We start from the raw sequence: 24,535 nt of genomic DNA, 5'->3' as shown, positions 1-24,535 counted from the left end.
TGCGGCCTCCCTGCTGTTGCTGCTGGTCGAGGACGGCGGCCAGGTCCTGAAGGAGCTGCCGGCCTTTCTGCTGCTGTTGTTGGTCAAGTAGAGACGCAAGGTTCTTCAGTGCCTGCGCTCCTCCTTGTTGTTGCTGCTGGTCGAGTAGTGCCACCAGATCCTCTAGCATGTTCGTCGCTCCTTTTTGCTGGCTGACCAGATAGACGAAGTCCTTCAACGTTCGTGTCGAAGGACTCCGGTTGGGTGAATCGGGCTTTAGCAGGTGCTCGAGACGCTCGGCTGCGCGGGCGAGCAGTGCGCTATCGATGGATGAGAGAAATTGCAGATCGTCCGAAGAGATTTCGTGCTCTGCCGAGCGAATGGCATCCTCGGGCGCCGACGCCAGGGCATGGGCCAGCTTCGGATCGAGCAGTGCGCGGGATAGCAAGCTGGAAATCATTTTCCTCACCGTCGGTGATCAACATCCTGTGATGTATTTCGGATTAGCCCACGCCATTGGGGCCTGCAAGCTCCAGGGAATTGACATTTCGCGATTAGATTTCATGCGAAAGGTTATTGCGTTCGAGTGATCGGCGGCGGCGGTATTTCCACTCTGCCGTCGGCTGCCGTTTTCACAGGACGGGGGGGAAATTGCAGAAAAAAGGAACTGTCGCCGGGGCGTCGCGGAACCTTCGTAGGCGTACCGTTCGTCGCCCATGGCGGCGTCCGTGGTCGATTGCATAGCGCTCACAGCTCTTGACAGCCCTTTCCGGCGGGGCTTATATGTCCGCCATCAGGTCATGCGCATCAGCGTCGATGTCGCGGGACCGAACCTAACGCATACGCACAGAGCAAATGGGCTCTCCCGGGGTTACCCGGGAGGGCCTTTTTTCGTCCCGAAAAAATAACAACAAGAGGTGATACCCATGCGTCACGGCGATATTTCCAGCAGCAACGACACCGTCGGAGTGGCGGTGGTCAACTACAAGATGCCGCGCCTGCACACCGCGGCGGAGGTCCTGGACAACGCCCGGAAGATCGCCGACATGATCGTCGGCATGAAGCAGGGCCTGCCCGGCATGGACCTGGTGGTGTTCCCCGAGTACAGCCTGCAGGGCATCATGTACGATCCGGCGGAGATGATGGAAACCGCGGTGGCGATCCCCGGCGAGGAAACCGAGATATTCTCCCGCGCCTGCCGCAAGGCCAATGTCTGGGGCGTATTCTCCCTCACCGGCGAACGGCACGAGGAGCATCCGCGCAAGGCGCCGTACAACACCCTGGTGCTGATCGACAACAACGGCGAGATCGTCCAGAAGTACCGCAAGATCATTCCCTGGTGCCCCATCGAGGGCTGGTATCCCGGTGGCCAGACCTACGTCAGCGAAGGGCCGAAGGGCATGAAGATCAGCCTGATCATCTGCGACGACGGCAACTACCCGGAAATCTGGCGCGACTGCGCGATGAAGGGCGCCGAGCTGATCGTGCGCTGCCAGGGCTACATGTACCCGGCCAAGGACCAGCAGGTGATGATGGCCAAGGCCATGGCCTGGGCCAACAACTGCTATGTGGCGGTGGCCAACGCCGCCGGCTTCGACGGCGTGTATTCCTACTTCGGCCACTCGGCGATCATCGGCTTCGACGGCCGTACCCTGGGCGAGTGCGGCGAGGAGGAAATGGGTATCCAGTACGCCCAGCTGTCGCTTTCGCAGATCCGCGATGCGCGCGCCAACGATCAGTCGCAGAACCACCTGTTCAAGATCCTCCACCGCGGCTACAGCGGCTTGCAGGCGTCCGGCGACGGTGACCGGGGCCTGGCGGAGTGTCCGTTCGAGTTCTACCGCACCTGGGTCACCGACGCCGAGAAGGCGCGCGACAATGTCGAGCGACTGACCCGCTCGTCCACCGGCGTGGCGCAATGCCCGGTCGGCCGGCTGCCCTACGAGGGACTGGAGAAGGAGGCCTGACGGCAGACGCCGCCAGCCCGGCGTGCCGTCGCGCGGCACGCCGTCTCCGCCATTTCCCCCTGTGGCAGAAGGAGTTTCATCCATGCCTTTTCTGAGCGACATGCTCGACCAGTCCCGCCGGCAGCAGGACGAGGAACAGGCCCTGGCGCGGGAGAATCTCGCCGAGGCGAGTCTGCTCCAGGCCCACCTGAGTCACCGCAGCGCCCTGCACAGCCGCTTCCGTTTCGACCCGGCGGCGGTGATGGACTGCCTGCGCGCCGAGGTACTCGGCCAGGAATCGGCGCTACAGGCCGTCGAGGACATGCTCAAGGTGGTTCGCGCGGACATCGCCGACCCGCGCCGTCCGCTGTTCAGCGCGCTGTTCCTCGGCCCCACCGGGGTCGGCAAGACCGAGATCGTGCGCGCCCTGGCCAGGGCCCTGCACGGCGACGCCGAGGGGTTCTGCCGGGTGGACATGAACACCCTGTCCCAGGAGCACTATGCCGCCGCCCTCACCGGTGCGCCGCCGGGCTACGTCGGGGCGAAGGAGGGCACCACCCTGTTGGAGCAGGACACGCTGGACGGCAGTCCCGGGCGCCCCGGCATCGTTCTCTTCGACGAACTGGAGAAGGCCAGCCCGGAAGTGGTCCATACGTTGCTCAACGTGCTCGACAACGGCCTGCTGCGGGTCGCTTCCGGCGAACGCACCTACCATTTCCGCAATACCCTGGTGTTCATGACCAGCAATCTCTGCGCCCATGAGATCCAGCGCTACGACGAGCGTCGCCAGCGCCTGCCCTGGCGCCTGCTGCCGGTCGGCGGCGAACGCCGGCGGCGGGACATCGACGGGATGGTCCGGGCCCGGCTGCTGAAGACCTTCTCGCCGGAGTTCGTCAATCGTCTCGATAGCGTGGTCACCTTCAACTGGATCGAACGCAACGTCGTCGCGCGCCTGGTCGAGTTGGAGGTGCAGCGGCTCAACCGGCGCCTGGAGAAGCATCGCTGCCGCCTGGAGGCGACCCCGGAGGTGCTGGCGAAGATCGCCCGCGCCGGCTTCGACCGGCAGTTCGGCGCCCGTGCGTTGCGCCGCAGCGTCCGTCATCATCTCGAGGTACCGCTGGCCGAGCATCTGCTCGACCACCACCAGCCGGGCGACGGGAACTGCACGACCTACCTGGCGAGCCTGGAGCACGAGCGGGTTCGCTTCGTGCGGCGCTGAGCGACAGTCACAGGAGAGGAAACGGATGGGATCGCATCAGGAGCGGCCGCTGATCGGCCTGCTGTTCTCCGAAACCGGCGTCACCGCCGATATCGAGCGCTCGCAGCGCTATGGCGCATTGCTCGCGGTCGAGCAACTGAACCGCGAGGGCGGCGTCGGCGGTCGCCCGATCGAAACGCTGTCCCAGGACCCCGGCGGCGATCCGGACCGCTATCGGCTGTGCGCCGAGGACTTCATTCGCAACCGGGGGGTACGGTTCCTCGTGGGCTGCTACATGTCGCATACGCGCAAGGCGGTGATGCCGGTGGTCGAGCGCGCCGACGCGCTGCTCTGCTACCCGACCCCCTACGAGGGCTTCGAGTATTCGCCGAACATCGTCTACGGCGGTCCGGCGCCGAACCAGAACAGTGCGCCGCTGGCGGCGTACCTGATCCGTCACTACGGCGAGCGGGTGGTGTTCATCGGCTCGGACTACATCTATCCGCGGGAAAGCAACCATGTGATGCGCCACCTGTACCGCCAGCACGGCGGCACGGTGCTCGAGGAAATCTACATTCCGCTGTATCCCTCCGACGACGACTTGCAGCGCGCCGTCGAGCGCATCTACCAGGCGCGCGCCGACGTGGTCTTCTCCACCGTGGTGGGCACCGGCACCGCCGAGCTGTATCGCGCCATCGCCCGTCGCTACGGCGATGGCAGGCGGCCGCCGATCGCCAGCCTGACCACCAGCGAGGCGGAGGTGGCGAAGATGGAGAGCGACGTGGCGGAGGGGCAGGTGGTGGTCGCGCCGTACTTCTCCAGCATCGATACGGCCGCCAGCCGCGCCTTCGTCCAGGCCTGCCATGGCTTCTTCCCGGAAAACGCGACCATCACCGCCTGGGCCGAGGCGGCCTACTGGCAGACCTTGCTGCTTGGCCGCGCCGCGCAGGCCGCAGGCAGTTGGCGAGTGGAAGACGTGCAGCGGCACCTGTACGACATTTGCATCGACGCGCCGCAGGGGCCGGTCCGGGTGGAGCGCCAGAACAACCACAGCCGCCTGTCTTCGCGCATCGCGGAAATCGATGCGCGCGGCGTGTTCCAGGTCCGCTGGCAGTCGCCCGAACCGATTCGCCCCGATCCTTATGTCGTCGTGCATAACCTCGACGACTGGTCCGCCAGCATGGGCGGGGGAGCGCTCCCATGAGCGCCAACTCGCTGCTTGGCAGCCTGCGCGAGTTGCAGGTGCTGGTACTCAACCCGCCGGGAGAGGTCAGCGACGCCCTGGTCTTGCAACTGATCCGCATCGGTTGTTCGGTACGCCAGTGTTGGCCGCCGCCTGAATCTTTCGACGTGCCGGTGGACGTGGTCTTCACCAGCATTTTCCAGAATCGCCACCACGACGAGATCGCTGCGCTGCTCGCCGCCGGAACTCCGCGCACTACCCTGGTGGCGCTGGTGGAGTACGAAAGCCCCGCGGTGCTCTCGCAGATCATCGAACTGGAGTGCCACGGCGTGATCACCCAGCCGCTCGACGCCCACCGGGTGCTGCCTGTGCTGGTATCGGCGCGGCGCATCAGCGAGGAAATGGCGAAGCTGAAGCAGAAGACCGAGCAGCTCCAGGAACGCATCGCCGGCCAGGCCCGGATCAACCAGGCCAAGGCGTTGCTGATGCAGCGCCATGGCTGGGACGAGCGCGAGGCGCACCAGTACCTGTCACGGGAGGCGATGAAGCGACGCGAGCCGATCCTGAAGATCGCCCGGGAGTTGCTGGGAGACGAGCCGTCCGCCTGAGCGATACCGGCCTGTTTTCTGGCAACAGGCCGGGGCATGCCGATGTCGGAACGTTCGTCGAAGCATCTTCCTTGGGGTGCGGCGATTCTCTCCAAGTTCTTCGATTCTGTTTGGGAGTGGATCGTTTTCCGCAGGCGCTCGGGTAGAATTCGAAGCCGCTGTCCAGCGCGACTTTAATATGCCCGGAAGTTCGGTAGCGTTCGGGCGGGAAAGCGCAGGCCGTCCTGGACAGACGCGGGGGCGACGCGCCTGCGGGCCGTCGCTGTACGAAGAGGCGCAGATGAACTGCGGCTCCCGCGGTTAGGGCTTCTCAATATTCCGGAGCTGGGTTTCCCTGCGCACTCATAACAGTTCTGAAATGAAAAGGTATTCGCTCTTCGAGAGTTGCGGAGCAATTCCGAATATAGCGTCGGCAAGCGATTTCCGTTTTTGCAACTTCTGCCTATATTCTGAGCGACTCGCTCTCGACTGAGCGTTTTCCATTGTTCGGCGACATTCCTTTCCCTGTTCGAGGCTCTTAATGAAACGACTTCGAGTTGCCGTTTCCTGCGCGCTGCTGGCGGCGCTGGTGGGTTGTTCCAATGGTCAGGTCAAGCCGGAAAACTACTCGGGCTTCATCGGTGACTATTCGACGCTGGCGCCTGCCACCGCGCCTTCCGGAGCTCCGCTCCTGCGCTGGGTAGACCCGCAGGCGGACGTGCGGCGCTACCAGCGGATCTACATCGAGCCCAGCAGGTTCTATCCGGTCCCGAAACCGAACGACAAGGTTTCCGCGAAGACGCTTGCGGACATCACGACCTACTACGATCAGGCATTGCGCCGTGAGCTGGGCAAGAGCCTGCCGCTGGCCAGCGCCCCCGGCCCGGGTATCCTGGTGCTGAAACCGGCGATCACCGCAGTTTCCAGCCATACCCAGGGCCTACGGCCCTACGAGGTCATCCCCATCGCGCTGATCGCTGCTGGGATGAGCACGGCGGTCGGGATTCGCGACCAGGATACCCAGATCGCCACCGAGGCCATGCTGCTCGACGGTGGGGACAACAAGGTATTGGCGAAGATGGTGCGCCAGGGCACCGGCAAGGCGCTGGACGATTCCGATCAGCCGATCACGGGAGACGATGTCAAGGCGGTGCTGGACGGTTGGGCGGCCGACATGCGCATGTCGTACGAGAAGACTCTCGGTTCTCGTCGATGACGGTCGGCGGGGAACTGGCTAAGCGTCCCCGCCGCCTTTTCCGACGCTAGCCGAGCGGCCAGTTGATCACCACGACGGAGTCGTTGTAGTCGTTGTCGGTGCCATCTTCAGAGCCGACCAGGGCGAAGTTCAGCTCGTTGGCCAGGATCACCTGCGCCGAAACCAGATCCGAAGAGCGGCCATTGACGCTGACCAGGATCTGCACCTTGCCGCCGCCGCCCGAGTTGAGCACCTTGCTGCCGATGATGGCGTTGTTGGTGCTTTGCCCGGTGAAGGTCGCGACGGTTTCGTTGTTGACCTGCACGTTCACCGTCTGGGTTCCGGCCGAGTTGGCGAAGGCGGTGACGCCGAACTGGGTGTTGGCGGGAAGGGTGAACACTCCTTGTGTTGCCATGATGTATCTCCACTGAATACCTGGCCTGCCTTTTCAGGCAGCCGTCTGGCGCGCGGTATGGCGTGTCGGGAGAGATCCGCAGTCCTTGGCGGCAGGCGATGCGCAGGCAGGAAGGACGCATCGTTCAGCCAATCTACGCCGTCGACCGGGCGCGGCCACTGGTAGAGTTCGCAGGAGGGCTACAGGGGTGTCCTGGCACTGGCGATGCATGGTCCGGTGCCGGTCTATGGCAGCCGCCTGCCGGCCCGCTCGTTCGATTGTTACGCTGTCTGTAACGATCTATTGCCGATGCCGGCAGGCCAGGGCGATTGTCTCGAAATATACTGCGTCACCTGGTCGCCGCAGCGGCGACGGCTACCCACTGGCCGTCGTCCGGGTCGCCGGTTCCATCCCGGCCGCGCCAACCCCCGCATTCAGGCCCCGCTGCGGCGACTGCATTCCCGCTGGATTCGAGGCTCGTACCCTATGACTCCCGATCAACGATTTGCCCGTTGGGTTCAAGTCGCTATCGCGGTATTCGTGTTGCTGTTCGTCTACTTCCTGGTCGCCGACCTGTGGATGCCGCTCACCCCGCAGGCCCAGTTGACCCGGCCGGTGGTGCGCGTCGCGCCGCGTGTCAGCGGTCAGGTCGCCGAGGTGCTGGTGTCCAACAACGGCCACGTGCAGCCCGGCGAAGTATTGTTCCGCCTCGATCCCGAGCCGTTCCAACTGGCCGTGCGCCAGGCCGAACTGGCGCTGGAGGAAGCCGAGCGCACCAACCGCGAGCTGGATGCCGCCATCGCCTCGGCCAAGGCCGACCTCCTGGCCGCGCGCAGCAGCGCCGGCGAGCTGGACAGCGAGGCGCGCCGCACCGCCCAACTGGTGCAGCGCCACCATGTGTCGCAGCAGATGCACGAGCAGGTCAGCGCCCAGGCCCAGGCCGCCCGTGCCCGGGTCGCCGCGGCCCAGGCGCGGATCGGCGAGCTGACCGCGCGACGCGGCACGGCCGGCGAGGACAACCTGCGCCTGCGCCAGGCGCGTAACGCCCTGGCCCAGGCCCGTCTGCAACTGCAATACAGCAGCGTCCGGGCCGACCGCGCCGGGACCCTGAGCAACCTGCAACTGACCCCGGGCACCTACGTTCCGGCCGGAACGCCGGTGGCGGCGCTGGTGGACGACCGCATCGACATCGTCGCCGACTTCCGCGAGAAATCGCTGCGCTACGTGCGCCCTGGCGACCGCGCGGCGGTGGTGTTCGACGCGCGTCCCGGCGAAGTGTTCGGCGCGCGGGTGGCGGCCATCGACGCCGGGGTCAAGGAGGGCCAGCTGGACGCCAACGGCGACCTCGCCGCGCCGGTCACCTCCGACCGCTGGGTCCGCGACGCTCAGCGCCAGCGCCTGCACGTGGTGCTCGACGAATTTCCCGAAGGCTTGCTGCCCACCGGTGCCAAGGCCACCGTGCAGCTCTATCCCGGCGACGGCCTGAGCCACCTGCTCGGTCGCGCGCAGATCGTCGCCATCAGCCTGCTGCACTACGTCTACTGACGCCATGCCGGCCAAGCTCGCGATGTCCGCCAACGACCTGCGTCAGTGCCTGCGCATCGCCGGCGGCGGCACCCTGGGGTTCTTCGTCTGCAAGCTGATGAACTGGGACTACGGCTCGTTCTTCGGCGTCTACCCGATGCTGCTGCTCGGCCTGACGCCGGTGATCAACCTGCACATCGTCCGCCAGTTCCTCGCCAACTCGGTGGTGATCAGCGTCGAGGTACTGGTGCTGTACGGGTTGTTCGGCGACCGGCCGCTGCTGATGACGCCTATCGTCTTCGGCCTCTTCGTCTACCGCTTCGCCCTGATGGCGCGCGGCCCGCTGTTCTTCTTCGGCGCACTGAGTTCGGTGTTCCTCTCGATGCTGCTGCACTTTGCCAGCTATCCGGACGTCGATCTGTTCGACATGCTCGCCAGCAACATGGTCGCCACCTGGCTGACGGTGGCCATCGCCGTGCTGATGTTCTACCTGTTCCCCGACGTCGAACCGCGGCCGCCGCGCCAGGCGCCGGCCAAGGATGCCCCCAGCCGGCGCCACGAGACGCTGCTCGGCGCCACGGTGGCGACCTTGTCCTTCGTGGTCTTCCAGACCTTCGACCTGAAGGACTCGCTGTCGGCGCAGATCGCCTCGATCCTGGTGTTGTTCCCCATGCACTGGAAGGGCGTGCACTTCGCCGGGCGCATCCGCGCCCTCGGTACGCTGCTCGGCTGTGCGCTGGCGGTGGGCTTGCAGGTGCTGCTCTACGATCACTACGACATCCTGCCCTTCGTCGCCCTGTTGCTGTGGATCTCGGCGATGTTCTGCGCGCGCATCCACATGCTGGAGAACGGCGTACCGGGGATCGGTTTCGGCGCGCTGACCACCCTGGCGATCGTCCTCGGCCAGTACCTGACGCCGACCCACGACATGATGTACAGCGTGCTCTACCGATTTACCTCGGTGTGCTTCGCGGTGCTGATCACGCTGATGACGGTGCTGGTGATCCACCTGTTCCTCAACCGCTTCGCCGCCACCCGGCACTACAGCCACTGAGACCTCAGGCGCGCCGGCCCGGCCAGTTGACCAGCGCGACGCCGAGCATCACCAGCAGCATGCCGCCGATCGCCGCCGGCGCCAGGCGCTCGTCGAACAGTAGCCAGGAGGCCAGCGCGGTCACTGGCGGCACCAGGTAGAACAGGCTCGCCACCTTCGATGCGGCGCCATGCCGGATCAGCGTGTAGAGCAGGCCGACGGCGCCGAACGAGAGTCCCAGCACCAGCCAGCCGAGGGTCAGCACGAACGGCGTGCTCCACTGCACCTCGCGGCTTTCGAAAAGCAGCGCGGCGAGGCCGAGCAGGGCGCCGCTGGCCAGGTACTGGACGACGCCGCCGGTGCGCAGGTCCATGCCGCCGCAGAAGCGCTTCTGGTACAGCGTGCCGCAGGTGATCGCCGCCAGCGCCACCAGCACCGCGGCCCAGGCCAGGCCGTCGGCGCCACCGTGGATGCGGCCGAGCACCACCAGGGCTACGCCAGCCAGGCCGAGCGCCAGTCCCAGCCATTGCCGGCGGCTGACCCGCTCGCCGAGCCAGACGCCGGCCAGGGCCGCGGTAGCCAGCGGTTGCAGGCCGACCAACAGGGAGGTCAGGCCGGCCGACATGCCGTGCTCGATGGCGAGGAACACCCCGCCCAGGTACAGGCCATGGACCAGCAGGCCGGCGACCGCGACATGCCCGGCCAGCCGTGCCGAGCCCGGCCAGGGCGCACCGCTGAGCAGGGCGAAGGCGGCCAGCAGGGCGGCCGCGAGGAGCAGGCGGATGGCCAGGAAGGTGAAGGGCTCGGCGTACGGCAGGCCGAACTTGGCGCCGAGGAATCCAGTGCTCCAGAGCAGCACGAAGAGCAGCGGCATGCCGCTGCCGAGCCAGGCGGGTGTGCGCATGCAAGGTCCTCGTCGGGAGGTGGCGGGACGGTCGTGGCGCCCCGCGCGTGTCGGTGTCAGTCCAGCAGCGAGAGGCCTCGCTCCAGGTAGGCGCGCATTTCCGCCTCGGGCACCATGCCGCCGCCGGTGGCCCAGACCAGGTGGGTGGCATTGGCCAGGCGCGCCGAGGTCAGCCCCATGCGTTCGCGATAGCCCTGCGGCTCACGGGTGACCCGGGCGATGCCCGGCGCGCCGGCCAGGGCCGAGGGTTCCAGGCGGATGCCCTGGCTGCGCTCGAGCAAGGCGAGCAGGCGGAACAACTCGTCGTCGTCCACCGTGTAGTAGCCGTCGAGCAGGCGCTGCATGGCGCGGCCGACGAAGCCCGACGGACGCCCCACCGCCAGGCCATCGGCGGCGGTGCGGTTGTCGATGCCGAAGTCCTGCACCGAAACCTGCTCGTGGCGGCCGGTATAGACGCCGAGGAACATGCAGGGCGAATGGGTCGGCTCGGCGAACAGGCAGTGCACCGCGTCGCCGAACGCCAGCTTGAGGCCGAAGGCCACCCCGCCGGGACCGCCGCCGACCCCGCAGGGCAGATGGACGAACAGCGGGTGCTCGCTGTCGACGCGGATGCCGGCGGCGTCCAACTGGCCGCGCAGTCGCTCGGCGGCGACGGCGTAGCCGAGGAACAGGTCGCGGGAGTTTTCGTCGTCGACGAAATGGGTGTAGGGATCGCCGGCCGCTTCGCGGCGGCCCTGTTCCACCGCGACACTGTAGTCGGAGGCGTACTCCACCACCGTCACGCCGTGGGCGCGCAGCTTGTCCTTCTTCCACTGGCGGGCGTCGGCGGACATGTGCACGCTGGCCTGGAAGCCCAGCGCGGCGCCGATGATGCCGATGGAAAGGCCCAGGTTGCCGGTGGAGCCCACCGCTATCCGGTGGCGGGCGAAGAATGCCCGGCAATCCGCCTCGGCCAGCCGCGAGTAGTCGTCGTCGAGGCCGACCAGGCCGTGCTCCAGGGCCAGGCGCTCGGCATGGGCGAGCACTTCATAGATGCCGCCGCGGGCCTTGATCGAGCCGGAGATCGGCAGGTGGCTATCGCGTTTCAGCCAGAGCCGGCCGGGCAGTTCGGCGGCGTAATGCTGGCGCAGGGCATCGTGGAAGGTGGCGACCTCGACCAGGTCGGACTCGATGATGCCGCCGCTGGCGGCGGTTTCCGGAAACAGCCGGGCGATCAGCGGGGCGAAGCGCTGCAGGCGGGCGCTGGCGTCGGCCACGTCGGCGGCGCCGAGGCCGACGTCGGCCAGGGCTTCGGCGCTCGGCGCGATGGCCGGGTTGAACCACTCGCTCGGGCGCAGGGCGATGAGGTCGGCCAGGCGCGGGAATTCGGCGAGCCAGTCGGCCTTGGATGTTCCGAGAATCAACGGCAGTACTCCTGTGGCGGGTAGGGCGGCGAAGGCACAGAGGATATACGCCTGGCCGGCGTTTTTCCTCGTACCCGGCAGGCAAGGCAGAACGCCTCTGCGGCGAAAGGCTTTGCACACGCGAGAATGTGCCGCATGCTTGATATCTTGAACAAGCGATGCGTATTTTGTACGCGGCCGCCGCCCGGTGCGGCATCCGCGATACCAACAAGGATAAGAAGTCATGACTATCGAAGGCCAAGGCTCACTCGCCGAACGGCTGGCTGGAGTTGAAGAAATCGAATGCGTCACCCCCGACCTCAACGGGGTGCCGCGCGGCAAGGTGATGACCGGCGAGGGCTTCCTCAGCGGCCGGCGCCTGCAGCTCGCCCGTGGCGTGCTGCTGCAATGCATCATGGGCGGCTACCCGCCGGCGCGCTTCTATGGCAGCGACGATGGCGACCTGGCGCTGGTCGCCGAGCCGACCCAGGTCCATCGCCTGCCCTGGAGCAACACTCCGCGCGCCTTCGCCATCTGCGATGCGCAGGAACTGGATGGCACGCCGTCCGGGCTGTCCACCCGCGGCCTGCTCAAGCAGGTGGTGGCGCGCTACGCCGCCCACGGCTGGCAACCGGTGGTGGCCACCGAACTGGAGTTCTTCGTCTTCGCCCCGAACACCGATCCCAACGAGCCGTTCCAGGCCCCGCTGGGGCCGGATGGCCGGCGCGAGCTGGGCTATTCGGCCTTCAGCGTGTCTTCCAACAACGGCCTGCGGCCGTTCTTCGAGGACGTCTACCGCTGCATGGATGCGCTGGGCCTGGTGCGCGACACCTTCATGCACGAGATGGGCACCAGCCAGTTCGAGATCAACTTCCTGCATGGCGACCCGGTCCTGCTGGCCGACCAGACCTTCCTGTTCAAGCACCTGCTCAAGGAGGTCGCGCTCAAGCACGGCCTGATCGTGGTGTGCATGGCCAAGCCGCTGGCGAAGACGCCGGGCAGCTCGATGCACATCCACCAGAGCATCGTCGAACTGGACGGCGGGCGAAACATCTTCAGCGAAGCCGATGGCGAGCCTTCCGCCGCGTTCCGCCACTTCATCGGCGGCCAGCAGGCCTGCCTGGCGGACTTCACGCCCTTCTTCGCGCCGCATGTGAACTCCTTCCAGCGCCTCTGCCATCCCTACGCTTCGCCGAACAACGCCTGCTGGTCCCACGACAACCGCGCCGCCGGCCTGCGCATCCCGGCCAGCGGAGCCTCCGCGCGGCGCGTCGAGAATCGCCTGCCGGGCGCCGACGCCAACCCTTACCTGGCCATCGCCGCCAGCCTGGCCGCCGGTCTCTACGGTCTGGAGCATGAACTGGAGCCGAGCCCGGCGATCCAGGGTGAGTTCGAGGTACCGGAGGAGTTGACCCTGCCTTGCACCATGTACGACGCCCTGCGGCGCCTGAAAGGCAGCGCGCTGGCGCGCGAACTGTTCGGCAGCGAGTTCGTCGAAGGCTACGTGGCGACCAAGAGCATGGAGCTGACCAGCTTCTTCGACGAGATCAGCCCCTGGGAGCGTCGCGTCCTGGCAGCCCAGGCCTGATCCACCGTGGTACTTTCCTAGCCCTGTGTCACCCCCTGCCGCCTCGCGGCGGCAGGGTCGTGGTGTCGGGTGCCGGCTTCGGCATCCCGCGTCCTGTCCCGGGGCCTCCCCGGGACTCCAACGCTGTGCGAGCCGGGCAGTCCGCGAGCGGCGCCGGCTCCCTTGTACGGGACCGGAGGTCCGATGCGGCGGATTTTCTTCTCTTTTCGCGCTCTCTATTTCGCTACCCTGCTGATGCTCACCGGCTCCGGCCTGCTCAGCACCTACCTGGCGCTGCGCCTGGCGGCGGACAAGGTCGACGGCCTGTGGGTCGGCGCGCTGATGGCAGCCAACTACTTCGGCCTGGTGCTGGGCGGCAAGGTCGGTCACCGGCTGATCGCCCGGGTCGGCCACATCCGCGCCTACGTCGCCTGCGCCGGGGTGGTCACCGCCGCGGTCCTCGGCCATGGCCTGCTGCCCTGGCTGCCGGCCTGGATCGCCTTGCGCATGGTGATGGGCCTGGGCCTGATGTGCCAGTACATGGTGATCGAGAGCTGGCTCAACGAGCAGGCCGATGCCAGCCAGCGCGGCGCGGTGTTCGGCGGCTACATGGCGGCTTCCTACCTGGGCCTGGTGCTCGGCCAGATGATCCTGGTGGCGCATCCGCAACTGGGGCCGGAGTTGCTGATGCTGGTGGCCTTCTGTTTCGCCCTGTGCCTGGTGCCGCTGGCCCTGACCCACAAGATCCACCCCGCAGCGCTGCGCCCGGCGCCGCTCGAACCACGCTTCTTCATCCGCCGGGTGCCGCAGTCGCTGACCACGGTATTGGTCTCGGGGCTGGTGGTCGGCTCCTTCTATGGCCTGGCGCCGCTGTATGCCAACCAGTTGGGGTTGCCCAACGAGCAGGTCGGCCTGTACATGGGCGCCTGCATCTTCGCCGGGCTGCTGGTGCAGTGGCCGCTCGGCTGGCTGTCCGACCGTCGCGACCGCGCCTGGCTGATCCGCGCCTGCGCCATCCTGCTGTGCCTGTTCGCCTTGCCGCTGGCATTGTTGCAACAGATGCCGCTGGCGTTGCTGCTGGCCCTGGGAATCGCCGCGAGCATGTTGCAGTTCACCCTCTATCCGCTGGCTGTGGCCTTTTCCAACGACCATGTGGAGACCGAGCGACGGGTTTCGCTGACCGCCATGCTGCTGGTGACCTTCGGCGTCGGCGCCTGCATCGGGCCGCTGGCGGCCGGCGCGCTGATGCGGCTGTTTGGCGCTAACATGCTATATGCGTTCGTCAGCGCCTGCGCGCTGATCCTGGTCTGGCGGGTCCATCCGGAGAAGGTCAGCGGCCTGCACCGGGTCGACGACGCGCCGCTGCACCACGTGCCGACCCCGGACAACATGACCAGCTCCCCGCTGGTCGCGGCGCTCGATCCGCGGGTAGACGAACAGGCGGTGCAGGAGCAGATGGTCGATGGCGAGCCCGACGCGCCGCAGGCCGACGGTGCGACGCAGAACTGAACTCCGCTCGCCGCGGGAGCCGATAGGCAGGAGAGGTTGCGATGAGTCCGACGCTTTCCCTTCACCTGATGGTGCGCAACCTGCCGCCCGGGCAGCGGCGGCCGAAGATCGCCCAGGCCATCGGCGAGGAGAGCGCGGGACGCTTGCAGCGGGTATTGCTGGAACGCGCCCTGCGCCTGCCCGATCGCGGTTTCAGCGCCCGCATCCTCTGGTTCGACGACGATCTGGACAGCGATCTGCAGGCGCTGGCTATGGCATTGGGCTGGAGCCTGATGAGCCAGCCGGCCGGCGATCCCGGCGAGCGCATGCGGCGTATCGCGGCGCTGGGGTTGGCGGAAAGCGAGGCGGTACTGCTGATTCGCCACGACTGCCCGGTGCTGGACGGCGACTACCTGGAAGCGGCCTGCACCGCCCTGGGCCGCCACCAGGCGGTGCTGGGGCCGGTGGAGCGGGGCGGCTACGCGCTGCTCGGCCTGACCCGGGTCGACCCGCTGTTGTTCGAGTCGATGCCCTGGGGCGGAGACCGCCTGCTGGCGCTGACCTGCGAGCGTCTCCGGCAACTGGGCTGGGAGCATCACCTGTTGCCGGCGCTCTGGGACGTCGACCGTCCCGAGGACCTGCCGCGCCTGGCGGCGCTGGGAGTGGTCCTGTGAGACTCAGAACAGTTCGTCTTTCTCGAAGCGCCGGGCTTCGCGTTGCAACTGGTAGACGAAGCGATCCACCTGGCGCTGGGCGAGGCCGCTCATCTCGCTGAAGCGGACGCCGGCGAAGGTCGCGTCGAGCTTTTCGTCGAAACGCACGTGACGCAGTTCGATCGCGCTGCTGATCGCGCCCTGTGGCAACTGGGCGCTGAAGTCTTCGTAGATCTCGCCGGGATGCAGGCGTTCGGCGACATTGCCGGCGAAGCGTAGCTTGGCGCCGGTGGCGGAGATATCCAGCAGTTGTCCGCTCAGCGGCGCGCGGAGTTTTTCCCCGGCGATTTCCGCGGCGATCGGCTGGCTCTGCTTGATGCTGGCGCGGTAGGCGTTGCGGCGCTGGTGGTAGAGCACTTCGGCGGGAAGGGCGGCCCAGTAGCAGGGAACGCCGTCGTGTTCGCCGAACTGCACCGGGCGCTCGCATTCCCAGGCGATACGCACGCCTTCGTGGAAGGCTTCGACGCGAAACGCCTCGCCATTCTGCAGGAAACGTTCGCCGGTGTTGGGGATGAGTTCGTCCAGCGCGACCATCCCGCGGTCGCGGTCGATGTCCACCAGGAAGCTCTGGAAGCGCTGGTTGCGATCGGCAAAGGTGATCAGCAGGGAGTCGCGGCTATCCTGCAGCAGGCGCAGGTTGGCCTGGATTTCCACGGGGGCCTTGAGCACCTTCGGGGGTTGCGGCCCCGCTTCTTCGACGAACGGGTTGGGCACCTTCAATGCTCTCCTGGGGCACGAATGCCTCAATGATAGCACTGTGCCTTGATACGTGTGCTGGTCGGGTTCAGGCCTGGCTGAGCGGGCGTTGCCGGCTGCTCGAGGCGGTGCCGCCGCGGCTGTCGTACAGGCTCGGGGCGTCCTGGCCGCGGAGGATGTTCAGCAGGCTGCCGGTGGAAGCCTGGTTGGCGCGGATGATCCGCCCGTTGCGCAGATTGGCCTGCTGGCAACGCTCCAGCAGTTCGCCCAGTTCGTCGCCGCGCGCCAGCAGCTCGGCGCCATCCGCGCGCTCGCGGGCATAGCGGGCAAGGCCTTCGCGGTCGAGGGAAACGCCGGCTTCGCGGAGGATTTCCGCGCGGGCCCGGCCATTTCGCTCCAGTTGCTGCATCAGTGGCTGCTTGGCCCCGAGAAGCTGTTGCAGGACCGGTAGCTCGCGCCGTTCCAGGGCCTGGAATTCTTCGTCGACCAACTGCAGGAGTTGGCTGGCGTGGCCGATATCCTCGGCGAACAGATCGAGCAGGGTAGGGGAGTCAGGCATCTCGGGCTCGGGAGTTCATTCGGCGTCCAATGTCCTCCAGCGCGTCCTTTGAGGTCAGCGCTGGGATTCGAAGTCGAGCAGCTTGCTGGCAACACGCTCGCTGTCGACTTGATAAGTGCCATCGGCGATCGCTTGCTTGATCCGGGCAACCTTATCGTTGTCGACCACCGGCAGGGTCTGCAGCTGGTCCGTGACTTTCTGCATGTTCTGGGCGGTTTCGCTGATCTGCACCGACTCGCCGCTCTTCGGAGCGGAAGTCGCGGCCTGGCCTGCCTTGTCGGCGCCAGTGGCGTCGGGACGCCCCGCGGCGGTGCTGCCGGTACGGCCGGTGGTGGCTGGCGTGCTGCCGGGATTCAGCCGGTTGAAGTCGATGACCATGGTTGTAAACCTCGAAGGTATTGGACGCTTGCCTAGCTTTTCGGCGAAGGCTTGAAAAACTTTAGGACTTATTTTCGTGCGTCGTTTCCCAGTTTAGAGAAACCCGCCGGGGTAGCGCCAGCGCTACCGGCCACGGCTTTCCCTCTACATATTCACCTCGACCGTGCCGGGCTCTATCACGCGGGCCTTGATCACCCGCTGCGAGCGCAGGTTGCGCACGCGGATCTGCTGGCCCGGGGCGCCATCGGACAGCGCCTCGCCGGGCATCTTGACGTTGATGGTGGCGGTGCGCGCGAGAATCACCACCTGATCGCCCTTGCGCACGGCTTCGGCCTGCTCGAGGAAGACCGGCGCCAGCACCTGGTCGTTGACCACCGGTCGGCGCAGCTTCTGCCCGACGACGCGGGCCGGATCGGTCAGGTAGCCCTGGGTCAGCAGGCCGACGTCGCGCTCGACCAGGGCGATGTCGGCATCCTCCAACACGTGCGCGCGCTTGAGTGGCTGCACCGCGACCACCACCTGGCGGAACAGTTTCACCTGCGCCGGCATGAAGATGGTCCAGGGCGCACTGCCTTCGCAACCGATGCGCACGGTGACCCTGCCGATCGGTTGTGCCGGACTTTCCTGGCTGAGCGTCAAGTCCCTGTCGCATTCGGCCAGGCGCAAGCGCGGGTCGACGCGGTTGACCTGAATCTGGTAGCGCCCGTCGAGTCCGCTATTCTGCAGATATTCTTCTACCTTGAATTCAAGAAACCCCTGGGTGGAGCCGATAAGTACCTCGGGAGCGGTAAAACCCTGGGCCTGGCTGTTGTTAGCCGCGCACAGGTAGCCGAGCCCGAGCAAAACGGGTAAAAACCGTAGAGAAGTATGGCTACGGGCCATTATTCGTCGAAAAACTGTCGTTGCCTGTTTCATGCAACGGGTAAAGCAATGGTCGTGCCGGAGTCCGGTACGACCGTCTGAGGGGAGCGCCAATGGCCGGTGTTTTGGATTCAGTCAACCAGCGCACGCAGTTGGTCGGACAGAACCGTCTGGAGCTGCTTCTGTTCCGTCTGGACGGTAACCAGCTCTACGGCATCAACGTGTTCAAGGTGAAAGAGGTGTTGCAATGCCCGCGCCTGACGGTGATGCCGAAGTCCAGCCCGGTGGTGCGCGGGGTGGCGAACATCCGCGGAGGCACCATTCCGATCCTCGACCTGGCGCTGGCCACCGGCCGCCGCGGGTTGCAGGACCTGACCAACAGCTTCGCGATCATCACCGAGTACAACACCAAGGTGCAGGGCTTCCTGGTGCGCTCGGTGGAGCGCATCGTCAACATGAACTGGGAAGAGATCCATCCGCCACCCAAGGGCGCCGGCCGCGAGCATTACCTGACCGCGGTGACCCGGGTGGACAAGCAGTTGGTGGAAATCATCGACGTGGAAAAAGTGCTCGCGGAGGTCGCACCGACGTCCGAGGAAGTGTCCCACGGCGTGGTGGACGCCGAGACCCAGAGCCGCGCGGTGACCAAGCGGGTGCTGGTGGTGGACGATTCGTCGGTGGCGCGCAAGCAGGTGATCCGTTGCCTGGAGGCGGTCGGCGTGGAAATGACCGCGCTCAACGACGGGCGCCAGGCCCTGGAGTACCTGCAGAACATGCTCGCCGAGGGACGGCGTCCGGAAGACGAGCTGCTGATGCTGATCTCCGACATCGAAATGCCGGAAATGGACGGTTATACCCTGACGGCGGAAATCCGTAGCGATCCCCGCCTGCAGAAACTGCACATTCTCTTGCATACTTCGTTGTCCGGGGTCTTCAACCAGGCGATGGTGAAGAAGGTCGGTGCGGACGACTTCCTCGCCAAGTTCCGTCCGGACGATCTGGCGGCGCGTGTGGTGGAGCGGATCAAGGCGGTGGACGCGGGCTGAGCGATCGGCCCTCGACAACAATGTGAATACGGGCGACCGGCTGCGTTCCGGTCGCCCAGGGCGAAGAGGCTTATGCGTGTCGGCAGCTAATGCGGATTTCGAGTTGTTCAGGGTCTTCCTCGAGAAGACCTGCGGCATTGTGCTGGGCAGCAACAAGCAGTACCTGGTCTCGAGCCGGCTGAACAAGCTGATGGAGCAGCAGGGCATCAAGAGCCTGGGAGAACTGGTGCAGCGCATCCAGACCCAGCGCGGCGGCCTGCGCGAGATGGTGGTGGACGCGATGACCACCAACGAGACCCTGTGGTTTCGCGATACCTACCCGTTCGAGGTGCTCAAGCAGCGGGTTCTTCCCGAACTGATCAAGGCCAACGGCGGGCAGCGCCTGCGGATCTGGTCGGCGGCCTGTTCGTCCGGCCAGGAGCCGTACTCGCTGTCGATGGCCATCGACGAGTTCGAGAAGACCAACCTGGGGCAGTTGAAGGCGGGCGTGCAGATCGTCGCCACCGACCTGTCGGGGTCGATGCTCACCGCCGCCAAGGCCGGTGAATACGACACCCTGGCGATGGGCCGCGGCCTGTCCCCGGAGCGTCTGCAACGCTATTTCGACGCCAAGGGGCCGGGGCGCTGGGCGGTCAAGCCGGCGATCCGCAGCCGCGTCGAGTTCCGCGCCCTGAACCTGCTGGACAGCTACGCCAGCCTCGGCAAGTTCGACATGGTGTTCTGCCGCAACGTGCTGATCTATTTCTCCGCCGAGGTGAAGCGCGACATCCTGCTGCGCATCCATGGCACGCTCAAGCCTGGCGGCTACCTGTTCCTCGGCGCCTCCGAGGCGTTGAACAACCTGCCCGACCACTACCAGATGGTGCAGTGCAGCCCGGGCATCATCTACCGGGCCAAGTAGCGCAAGGAAGCGGACCCGCGCCAGGTTGCGCCGGGGGTGACCTGGCAGCCTGGCGCGGGTCCGCTTGGGACGGGCAGGTGGGACGAGACTTTCGCCCACTGCCCAGGCTCCGAGCGCCACGCGCGGCGGCGCCGTCGCAGCCCGCTCGGCACAGGACGGCTGGCTCGGAGCGGGGCAGTTTAGGACTGCGCGATCTAGTTGTATTGACAGATATTTCTGATAGTCAGGTGATCTGGCAAGTTGCCGCTTTGCCGGGGAACTGCTTACATGATTCAAGCGTTCCCTCGATCCGCCACGCCTACCAGGAGACTTCCATGGCCATCACTGCGCTGCCCTCGGCCGATGGGCAAGAGTTGACCATCCAGATCCAGGGGCGCTTCGACTTCGGGGCCCATCAGGATTTCCGCGACGCCTACGAGCGCGTCGCGATCACTCCGCGACGCTATGTCGTCGACCTGCGCAACGCCACCTACCTGGACAGCTCGGCCCTCGGCATGCTCCTGCTGCTGCGCGACCACGCCGGCGGCGAGAACGCGCAGATCAGCCTGGCGAACTGCAGCCCGGAAGTGCGCAAGATCCTCGCCATCTCCAACTTCGAGCAGTTGTTCAAGATCAGCTGAGATGAATCCCCCGGCGGCGCGGATCGAGAGCCTGACGATTCTCATCGCCGAGGACAACGCGGCCGACCGCCTGCTGCTGTCGACCATCGTCAGCCGCCAGGGGCACCGCGTGCTGACCGCCGGCAACGGCCTGGAGGCGGTGGCGCTGTTCGAGACCGAGCGGCCGCAACTGGTCCTGATGGACGTGATGATGCCGGTGATGGACGGCTTCGAGGCGGCCCGGCGGATCAAGCAGCAGGCTGGCGAAGAGCTGGTGCCGATCATCTTCCTCACCTCCCTCAGCGAAACCGAGGCGCTGGTGCAGAGCCTGGAGGCGGGCGGCGACGATTTCCTCTCCAAGCCGTACAACCGGGTGATCCTCGAAGCCAAGATCAACGCCATGGGACGCCTGCACCTGCTGCAACGAACGGTGCTGGAGCAGCGCGACCTGATCGTCCGGCACAACGAGCACCTGCTCAACGAACAGCGGGTGGCCAAGGCGGTGTTCGACAAGGTGGCCCATTCCGGCTGCCTGAACGCCAGCAACGTGCGCTACCTGCAATCGCCCCTCGCGCTGTTCAACGGCGACCTGCTGCTGGCCGCCTACAAGCCGTCCGGCGGCATGCACGTGCTGCTCGGCGACTTCACCGGCCACGGCCTGCCGGCGGCGATCGGCGCGATGCCGCTGGCCGAGGTGTTCTACGGGATGACCGCCAAGGGCTATCCGATGTCCGACATCCTCCGCGAGATGAACGCCAAGCTGAAGCGCATCCTGCCGGTCGGCGTGTTCTGCTGCGCCACCTTGCTCAACCTGAGCTTCCAGCGCGAACTGGTGGAGGTCTGGAACGGCGGCTTGCCGGACGGCTACCTGCTGCGCGCCGCCAGCGGCGAGCGGGTCGCCCTGGTGTCCCGCCACCTGCCGCTGGGAATCCTCGAGCCGGCGGCGTTCAGCGACCGTTGCGAAACCTATCCGCTGGATATCGAAGATCGGATATTCCTGTTTTCCGACGGTGTCCTCGAGGCCAGCAACAAGGCTGGCGAGATGTTCGGCGAGGCGCGGCTGCTCCAGCTGTTCGAGCACAATCGCCAGCCGTCCGCGCTGTTCGACGAGATCCAGCGCAGCCTGGCGCAGTTCCGCGGCGCGGTGCAGGACGACGTGAGCATGCTCGAGGTGCGCCTGCAGCCGGATAGCGGCCTGCAATGCCCGCCGCTGGCGTTTTCCGATAGCGGCGTGAGCAGTCCGCTGGACTGGTCGGTGAGCTTCGAATTCCGCGCCGAAACCCTCAAGCACTTCAACCCGTTGCCCCATGTACTGCAACTGCTGCTCGAGGTCCACGACCTGCGCGCGCGCGGCGGCGCGCTGTATACGGTACTCGCCGAACTCTACTCGAACGCCCTGGAACATGGCGTCATCGGCCTCGATTCGACGATGAAGAGCGACGCGGCGGGATTCGCCCGCTATTACCAGGAGCGGGTCAGCCGCCTGCAGGCCTTGCGCGACGGGTACGTGCGGCTGCACCTGGACCTGGCGCCGCATGGCGCGGGGGGGCGTCTGCTGGTGCGGGTCGAGGACAGCGGCGAAGGTTTCGACGTGGAGCGCGCGCTGAATGCCGTGGAGCGTCAGGAACGCCTCTGCGGCAGGGGTTTGCGCCTGATCCGCGAATTGTCCGATCGTTGCCAGTGGTCGGCCGACGGAAAGGTGGTGTCCGTGGAGTTTTTCTGGTCGCCTCAGGCATAATCGCGCTTTCGTCGCGGTGCTCCTAATGGGTAGGGCATCGGAAGTCGACTTCAGGGAGCGATCGAATGTCCGCGCCGCATCTCGATGATCGTGTTCTGGCTTCGTTGCAGGAGGTCATGGAGGACGAATATCCGGTCCTGCTGGATACCTTCGTGCTCGACTCCGAGGAGCGCCTGCGCAGCCTGCATGCCGCCCTCCAGGCCGGCGATGCCCAGGCTTTGCGGCATACCGCGCACAGCTTCAAGGGAGGCAGCAGCAACATGGGCGCGGTACTCCTCGCCGGCTACTGCAAGGAGCTGGAAGAAAGCGCCAGGCGCGGCGAGCTGCAACGGGCGCCGGCGCTGATCGAACAGATGGAGCGCGAATTCGCCATCGTCCGCATCCTTTTCAAACAGGAACGTCAGCGCTATCGCTGAGGTTTTCGTCCTTTCCGGCGACAAGGTACCGGCCCGATCGAGCCTCCCTGGCGTATAATGCGCCGCTCGATTTGGAGTCCTTCATGCGCGAGCAAGCCCTACGCATCCTCAAAGACGTTTTCGGTTACGACGCCTTCCGTGGCAACCAGGCACGGATCATCGAGCGGGTGGCCGAGGGTGGCGATGCGCTGGTACTGATGCCCACCGGCGGTGGCAAGTCCCTGTGTTTCCAGGTCCCGGCGCTGCTGCGCGAAGGCCTGACGGTGGTGGTGTCGCCGCTGATCGCGCTGATGGAGGACCAGGTCGCCACCCTGGACGAACTCGGCGTGCCGGCGGTGGCGCTGAACTCCACCCTCAACCCCGAGCAGCAGCGGGACATCGCCGAGCGCCTGCAGCGTGGCGAGATCAAGCTGCTCTACCTGGCACCGGAACGGTTGGTCCAGCCGCGCATGCTGGCCTTCCTGCAACGACTGCCGGTCGGCCTGTTCGCCATCGACGAAGCGCACTGCGTGTCGCAATGGGGCCATGACTTCCGTCCCGAATACCTGCAGCTCGGCCAGCTTGCCGAGCTGTTCCCGCAGGTGCCGCGGATCGCCCTGACCGCCACCGCGGACATGCGTACCCGCGAGGAGATGATCCAGCGCCTGCACCTGCAGAACGCCGAGCAGTTCCTCTCCAGCTTCGACCGGCCGAACATCTTCTACCGCATCGTGCCCAAGGAGCAGCCGCGCAAGCAGTTGCTCGGCTTCCTCTCTGAGCGGCGCGGCGATGCCGGTATCGTCTACTGCCTGTCGCGGAAGAAGGTCGAGGAGGTCGCGGAATTCCTCGGCAACCAGGGCTTCCCCGCGCTGCCGTATCACGCCGGACTGTCCAACGAACTGCGTGCCCACCACCAGAAGCGCTTCCTCAACGAGGAAGGCTTGATCATGGTGGCGACCATCGCCTTCGGCATGGGCATCGACAAGCCCAACGTGCGATTCGTCGCCCACCTCGACCTGCCCAAGAGCCTCGAGGCCTATTACCAGGAAACCGGTCGCGCCGGCCGCGACGGCCTGCCGGCCGACGCCTGGATGGCCTACGGCCTGCAGGACGTCCTGCTGCTGCGGCAGATGATGCAGAGTTCCGAGGGCGACGAGCGGCACAAGCGCGTCGAGCGGCACAAGCTGGAAGCCATGCTGGCGCTCTGCGAGGAAACCCGCTGCCGGCGCCAGGCGCTGCTGGCCTATTTCGACGAAGAGATGCCGCAGCCCTGCGGGCATTGCGACAACTGCGTGGACGGCGTGGAAACCTGGGATGCCACCGAATCCGCGCGCCAGGCGCTGTCGGCGATCTACCGCAGCGGCCAGCGCTACGGCGTCGGCCATCTGGTGGATATCCTGCTCGGCCGCGAGACCGAGAAGATCCGCAGTCTCGGCCACCAGCACCTGGCGGTGTTCGGGATCGGCAAGGGGCGCGGCGAAGACGAGTGGCGGACCCTGTTTCGCCAGTTGGTCGCGCGCGGCCTGGCCGACGTCGACCTGGACGGCTTCGGCGGCCTGCGCCTGACCGAGGCCTGTCGTCCGCTGTTGCGTGGCGAGGTGCGGCTGGAGCTGCGCCGCGACCTCAAGCCACAGCGCGCCAAGGGCTCCTCCAGCGGCGGCGCCAGCGCCGCCAGCCAATTGGTGCGCAGCGAAGAGCGGGAAATGTGGGAGGCCCTGCGCGCGCTGCGGCGCAAGCTGGCCGAAGAGCATTCGGTGCCGCCCTATGTGATCTTCCCCGACGCGACCCTGCTGGAAATGCTCCGCAGCCAGCCGCGCTCGCTATCCGACATGGCCCAGGTCAGCGGGGTCGGCGCGCGCAAGCTGGAGCGCTACGGCCAGGCCTTCCTCGATGTCCTCACCGACTCGCCGGCGGCGCCCGCCGCGCCGCCGCAGGACCTGCGCCACGAATTGGCCAGCCTGGCCTGTGCGGGGATGACCCCGGCGCAGATAGCCCGCCAGCTCAATTGCAGCGAGAAGAACGTCTACGCGATGCTCGCAGAGGCCATCGCCGGCCAGCAGGTGAGCCTGGAGCAGGCGCTGGATCTGCCCGAGGAACTCCTCGGCGAAATCCAGGACGCCTTCCTCGAGGAAGACGGCGAACTGCCGCCGGTGGCGGCGCTGGAGGAGCGTTTCGGCAAGCGGGTGCCGAGTGGCGTGCTGCACTGCGTGCGCGCCGCCCTGCAGGTGGAACTGGAGTCGTGATATGGCCATTTGCCGGTATTTTCTGA

24 protein-coding genes are annotated in these 24,535 nt (G+C 66.3%); 16 read left to right on the top strand and 8 right to left on the bottom strand.

Annotated features, from left to right (window positions below; translation table 11 throughout):
• Nucleotides 1-439, bottom strand: a 439-nt coding sequence (locus tag HMPREF2914_RS32625) for a hypothetical protein (RefSeq protein ID WP_161802113.1), incomplete at its 3' end; no start/stop codon positions are given.
• A gap of 466 nt (nt 440-905) precedes the next feature.
• Here HMPREF2914_RS32625 and HMPREF2914_RS10435 point away from each other — a divergent pair.
• The 5 genes from HMPREF2914_RS10435 (at nt 906) to HMPREF2914_RS10415 (ending at nt 6,109) form a co-directional block, all read left to right on the top strand.
• A complete protein-coding gene (locus HMPREF2914_RS10435; RefSeq protein WP_021265099.1) occupies nt 906-1,946 on the top strand; it encodes an aliphatic amidase in 1,041 nt (346 codons plus the stop codon).
• Between the two features lie 82 nt (nt 1,947-2,028).
• Nucleotides 2,029-3,144 (top strand): AAA family ATPase, encoded by a 1,116-nt coding sequence (locus tag HMPREF2914_RS10430; protein ID WP_021265098.1) that lies wholly within the window; start codon nt 2,029-2,031, stop codon nt 3,142-3,144.
• Nucleotides 3,145-3,169: 25 nt separating this feature from the next.
• A complete protein-coding gene (amiC, locus tag HMPREF2914_RS10425; protein ID WP_019486566.1) occupies nt 3,170-4,327 on the top strand; it encodes an aliphatic amidase expression-regulating protein AmiC in 1,158 nt (385 codons plus the stop codon).
• Nucleotides 4,324-4,914, top strand: a complete 591-nt coding sequence (gene amiR / locus HMPREF2914_RS10420; RefSeq protein ID WP_015502569.1) for a transcriptional antitermination factor AmiR — start codon at nt 4,324-4,326, stop codon at nt 4,912-4,914. The genes amiC and amiR overlap by 4 nt, the downstream gene beginning before the upstream one ends.
• Before the next feature lie 520 nt (nt 4,915-5,434).
• Nucleotides 5,435-6,109, top strand: a complete 675-nt coding sequence (locus HMPREF2914_RS10415; protein WP_003091746.1) for a DUF3313 domain-containing protein — start codon at nt 5,435-5,437, stop codon at nt 6,107-6,109.
• Between the two features lie 46 nt (nt 6,110-6,155).
• Here HMPREF2914_RS10415 and HMPREF2914_RS10410 read toward each other — a convergent pair whose 3' ends face one another.
• Nucleotides 6,156-6,503, bottom strand: a complete 348-nt coding sequence (locus HMPREF2914_RS10410; protein ID WP_023091501.1) for a fucose-binding lectin II — start codon at nt 6,501-6,503, stop codon at nt 6,156-6,158.
• A 465-nt stretch (nt 6,504-6,968) separates the two neighbouring features.
• Between HMPREF2914_RS10410 and HMPREF2914_RS10405 the strand changes: the two genes are divergently transcribed.
• Both HMPREF2914_RS10405 and HMPREF2914_RS10400 read left to right on the top strand, forming a co-directional pair.
• The gene (locus HMPREF2914_RS10405; RefSeq protein WP_023091502.1) at nt 6,969-8,027 is read left to right on the top strand and encodes an HlyD family secretion protein; all 1,059 of its coding nucleotides are present in this window, start codon (nt 6,969-6,971) and stop codon (nt 8,025-8,027) included.
• A gap of 22 nt (nt 8,028-8,049) precedes the next feature.
• Nucleotides 8,050-9,060 (top strand): DUF2955 domain-containing protein, encoded by a 1,011-nt coding sequence (locus HMPREF2914_RS10400; RefSeq protein WP_003119630.1) that lies wholly within the window; start codon nt 8,050-8,052, stop codon nt 9,058-9,060.
• Between the two features lie 4 nt (nt 9,061-9,064).
• Here HMPREF2914_RS10400 and HMPREF2914_RS10395 read toward each other — a convergent pair whose 3' ends face one another.
• Together HMPREF2914_RS10395 and dsdA are read right to left on the bottom strand one after the other, a co-directional pair.
• The gene (locus HMPREF2914_RS10395; RefSeq protein WP_022579679.1) at nt 9,065-9,943 is read right to left on the bottom strand and encodes a DMT family transporter; all 879 of its coding nucleotides are present in this window, start codon (nt 9,941-9,943) and stop codon (nt 9,065-9,067) included.
• Between the two features lie 56 nt (nt 9,944-9,999).
• Nucleotides 10,000-11,346: a D-serine ammonia-lyase gene (gene dsdA / locus HMPREF2914_RS10390; RefSeq protein ID WP_023091503.1), complete on the bottom strand. Its 1,347-nt coding sequence runs from the start codon at nt 11,344-11,346 to the stop codon at nt 10,000-10,002.
• A 325-nt stretch (nt 11,347-11,671) separates the two neighbouring features.
• Between dsdA and HMPREF2914_RS10385 the strand changes: the two genes are divergently transcribed.
• The 3 genes from HMPREF2914_RS10385 (at nt 11,672) to HMPREF2914_RS10375 (ending at nt 15,054) form a co-directional block, all read left to right on the top strand.
• Nucleotides 11,672-12,913 (top strand): glutamine synthetase family protein, encoded by a 1,242-nt coding sequence (locus tag HMPREF2914_RS10385; protein WP_003119633.1) that lies wholly within the window; start codon nt 11,672-11,674, stop codon nt 12,911-12,913.
• 183 nt (nt 12,914-13,096) lie between these two features.
• On the top strand, nt 13,097-14,401 hold the full coding sequence (locus HMPREF2914_RS10380) for an MFS transporter (RefSeq protein ID WP_003098737.1): 1,305 nt from the start codon (nt 13,097-13,099) through the stop codon (nt 14,399-14,401).
• Nucleotides 14,402-14,442: 41 nt separating this feature from the next.
• Entirely contained in the window at nt 14,443-15,054 is a 612-nt protein-coding gene (locus HMPREF2914_RS10375) for a TIGR04282 family arsenosugar biosynthesis glycosyltransferase (RefSeq protein WP_023091504.1), read from the top strand.
• Nucleotides 15,055-15,057: 3 nt separating this feature from the next.
• Here the strand turns inward: HMPREF2914_RS10375 and flgZ are convergent, their stop codons facing one another.
• The 4 genes from flgZ to flgA form a co-directional block, all read right to left on the bottom strand.
• On the bottom strand, nt 15,058-15,849 hold the full coding sequence (gene flgZ, locus HMPREF2914_RS10370; protein WP_003119635.1) for a flagellar brake protein FlgZ: 792 nt from the start codon (nt 15,847-15,849) through the stop codon (nt 15,058-15,060).
• A 28-nt stretch (nt 15,850-15,877) separates the two neighbouring features.
• Nucleotides 15,878-16,348, bottom strand: coding sequence for a flagella synthesis protein FlgN (locus HMPREF2914_RS10365; protein ID WP_003091733.1), 471 nt, complete (start codon nt 16,346-16,348; stop codon nt 15,878-15,880).
• A gap of 54 nt (nt 16,349-16,402) precedes the next feature.
• Entirely contained in the window at nt 16,403-16,726 is a 324-nt protein-coding gene (gene flgM / locus HMPREF2914_RS10360) for a flagellar biosynthesis anti-sigma factor FlgM (protein WP_003098742.1), read from the bottom strand.
• Between the two features lie 144 nt (nt 16,727-16,870).
• Nucleotides 16,871-17,569, bottom strand: a complete 699-nt coding sequence (flgA, locus tag HMPREF2914_RS10355; RefSeq protein WP_003091731.1) for a flagellar basal body P-ring formation chaperone FlgA — start codon at nt 17,567-17,569, stop codon at nt 16,871-16,873.
• Between the two features lie 131 nt (nt 17,570-17,700).
• Here flgA and HMPREF2914_RS10350 point away from each other — a divergent pair, with 131 nt between their 5' ends.
• The 6 genes from HMPREF2914_RS10350 to recQ all read left to right on the top strand — a co-directional run bounded on the left by HMPREF2914_RS10350 (nt 17,701) and on the right by recQ (nt 24,509).
• Complete coding sequence (locus HMPREF2914_RS10350) at nt 17,701-18,633, top strand: chemotaxis protein CheV (RefSeq protein ID WP_003162737.1); 933 nt, start codon at nt 17,701-17,703, stop codon at nt 18,631-18,633.
• A gap of 76 nt (nt 18,634-18,709) precedes the next feature.
• A complete protein-coding gene (gene cheR, locus HMPREF2914_RS10345) occupies nt 18,710-19,534 on the top strand; it encodes a protein-glutamate O-methyltransferase CheR (RefSeq protein WP_003091728.1) in 825 nt (274 codons plus the stop codon).
• A 314-nt stretch (nt 19,535-19,848) separates the two neighbouring features.
• On the top strand, nt 19,849-20,154 hold the full coding sequence (hsbA, locus tag HMPREF2914_RS10340; protein WP_003091727.1) for an anti-anti sigma factor HsbA: 306 nt from the start codon (nt 19,849-19,851) through the stop codon (nt 20,152-20,154).
• A gap of 1 nt (nt 20,155) precedes the next feature.
• Nucleotides 20,156-21,871, top strand: a complete 1,716-nt coding sequence (gene hsbR, locus HMPREF2914_RS10335) for a two-component system response regulator HsbR (protein WP_023091505.1) — start codon at nt 20,156-20,158, stop codon at nt 21,869-21,871.
• 65 nt (nt 21,872-21,936) lie between these two features.
• Nucleotides 21,937-22,287: a two-component system sensor histidine kinase HtpB gene (htpB, locus tag HMPREF2914_RS10330; protein WP_003109305.1), complete on the top strand. Its 351-nt coding sequence runs from the start codon at nt 21,937-21,939 to the stop codon at nt 22,285-22,287.
• Between the two features lie 83 nt (nt 22,288-22,370).
• On the top strand, nt 22,371-24,509 hold the full coding sequence (recQ, locus tag HMPREF2914_RS10325; RefSeq protein WP_003091724.1) for a DNA helicase RecQ: 2,139 nt from the start codon (nt 22,371-22,373) through the stop codon (nt 24,507-24,509).
• Nucleotides 24,510-24,535: the final 26 nt, after the last annotated feature.

It is taken from the genome of Pseudomonas sp. HMSC067G02 (assembly GCF_001813485.1).
GTDB classification, from domain to species: Bacteria; Pseudomonadota; Gammaproteobacteria; order Pseudomonadales; family Pseudomonadaceae; genus Pseudomonas; species Pseudomonas aeruginosa.
This window is presented reverse-complemented; position numbering and strand designations above follow the sequence as displayed.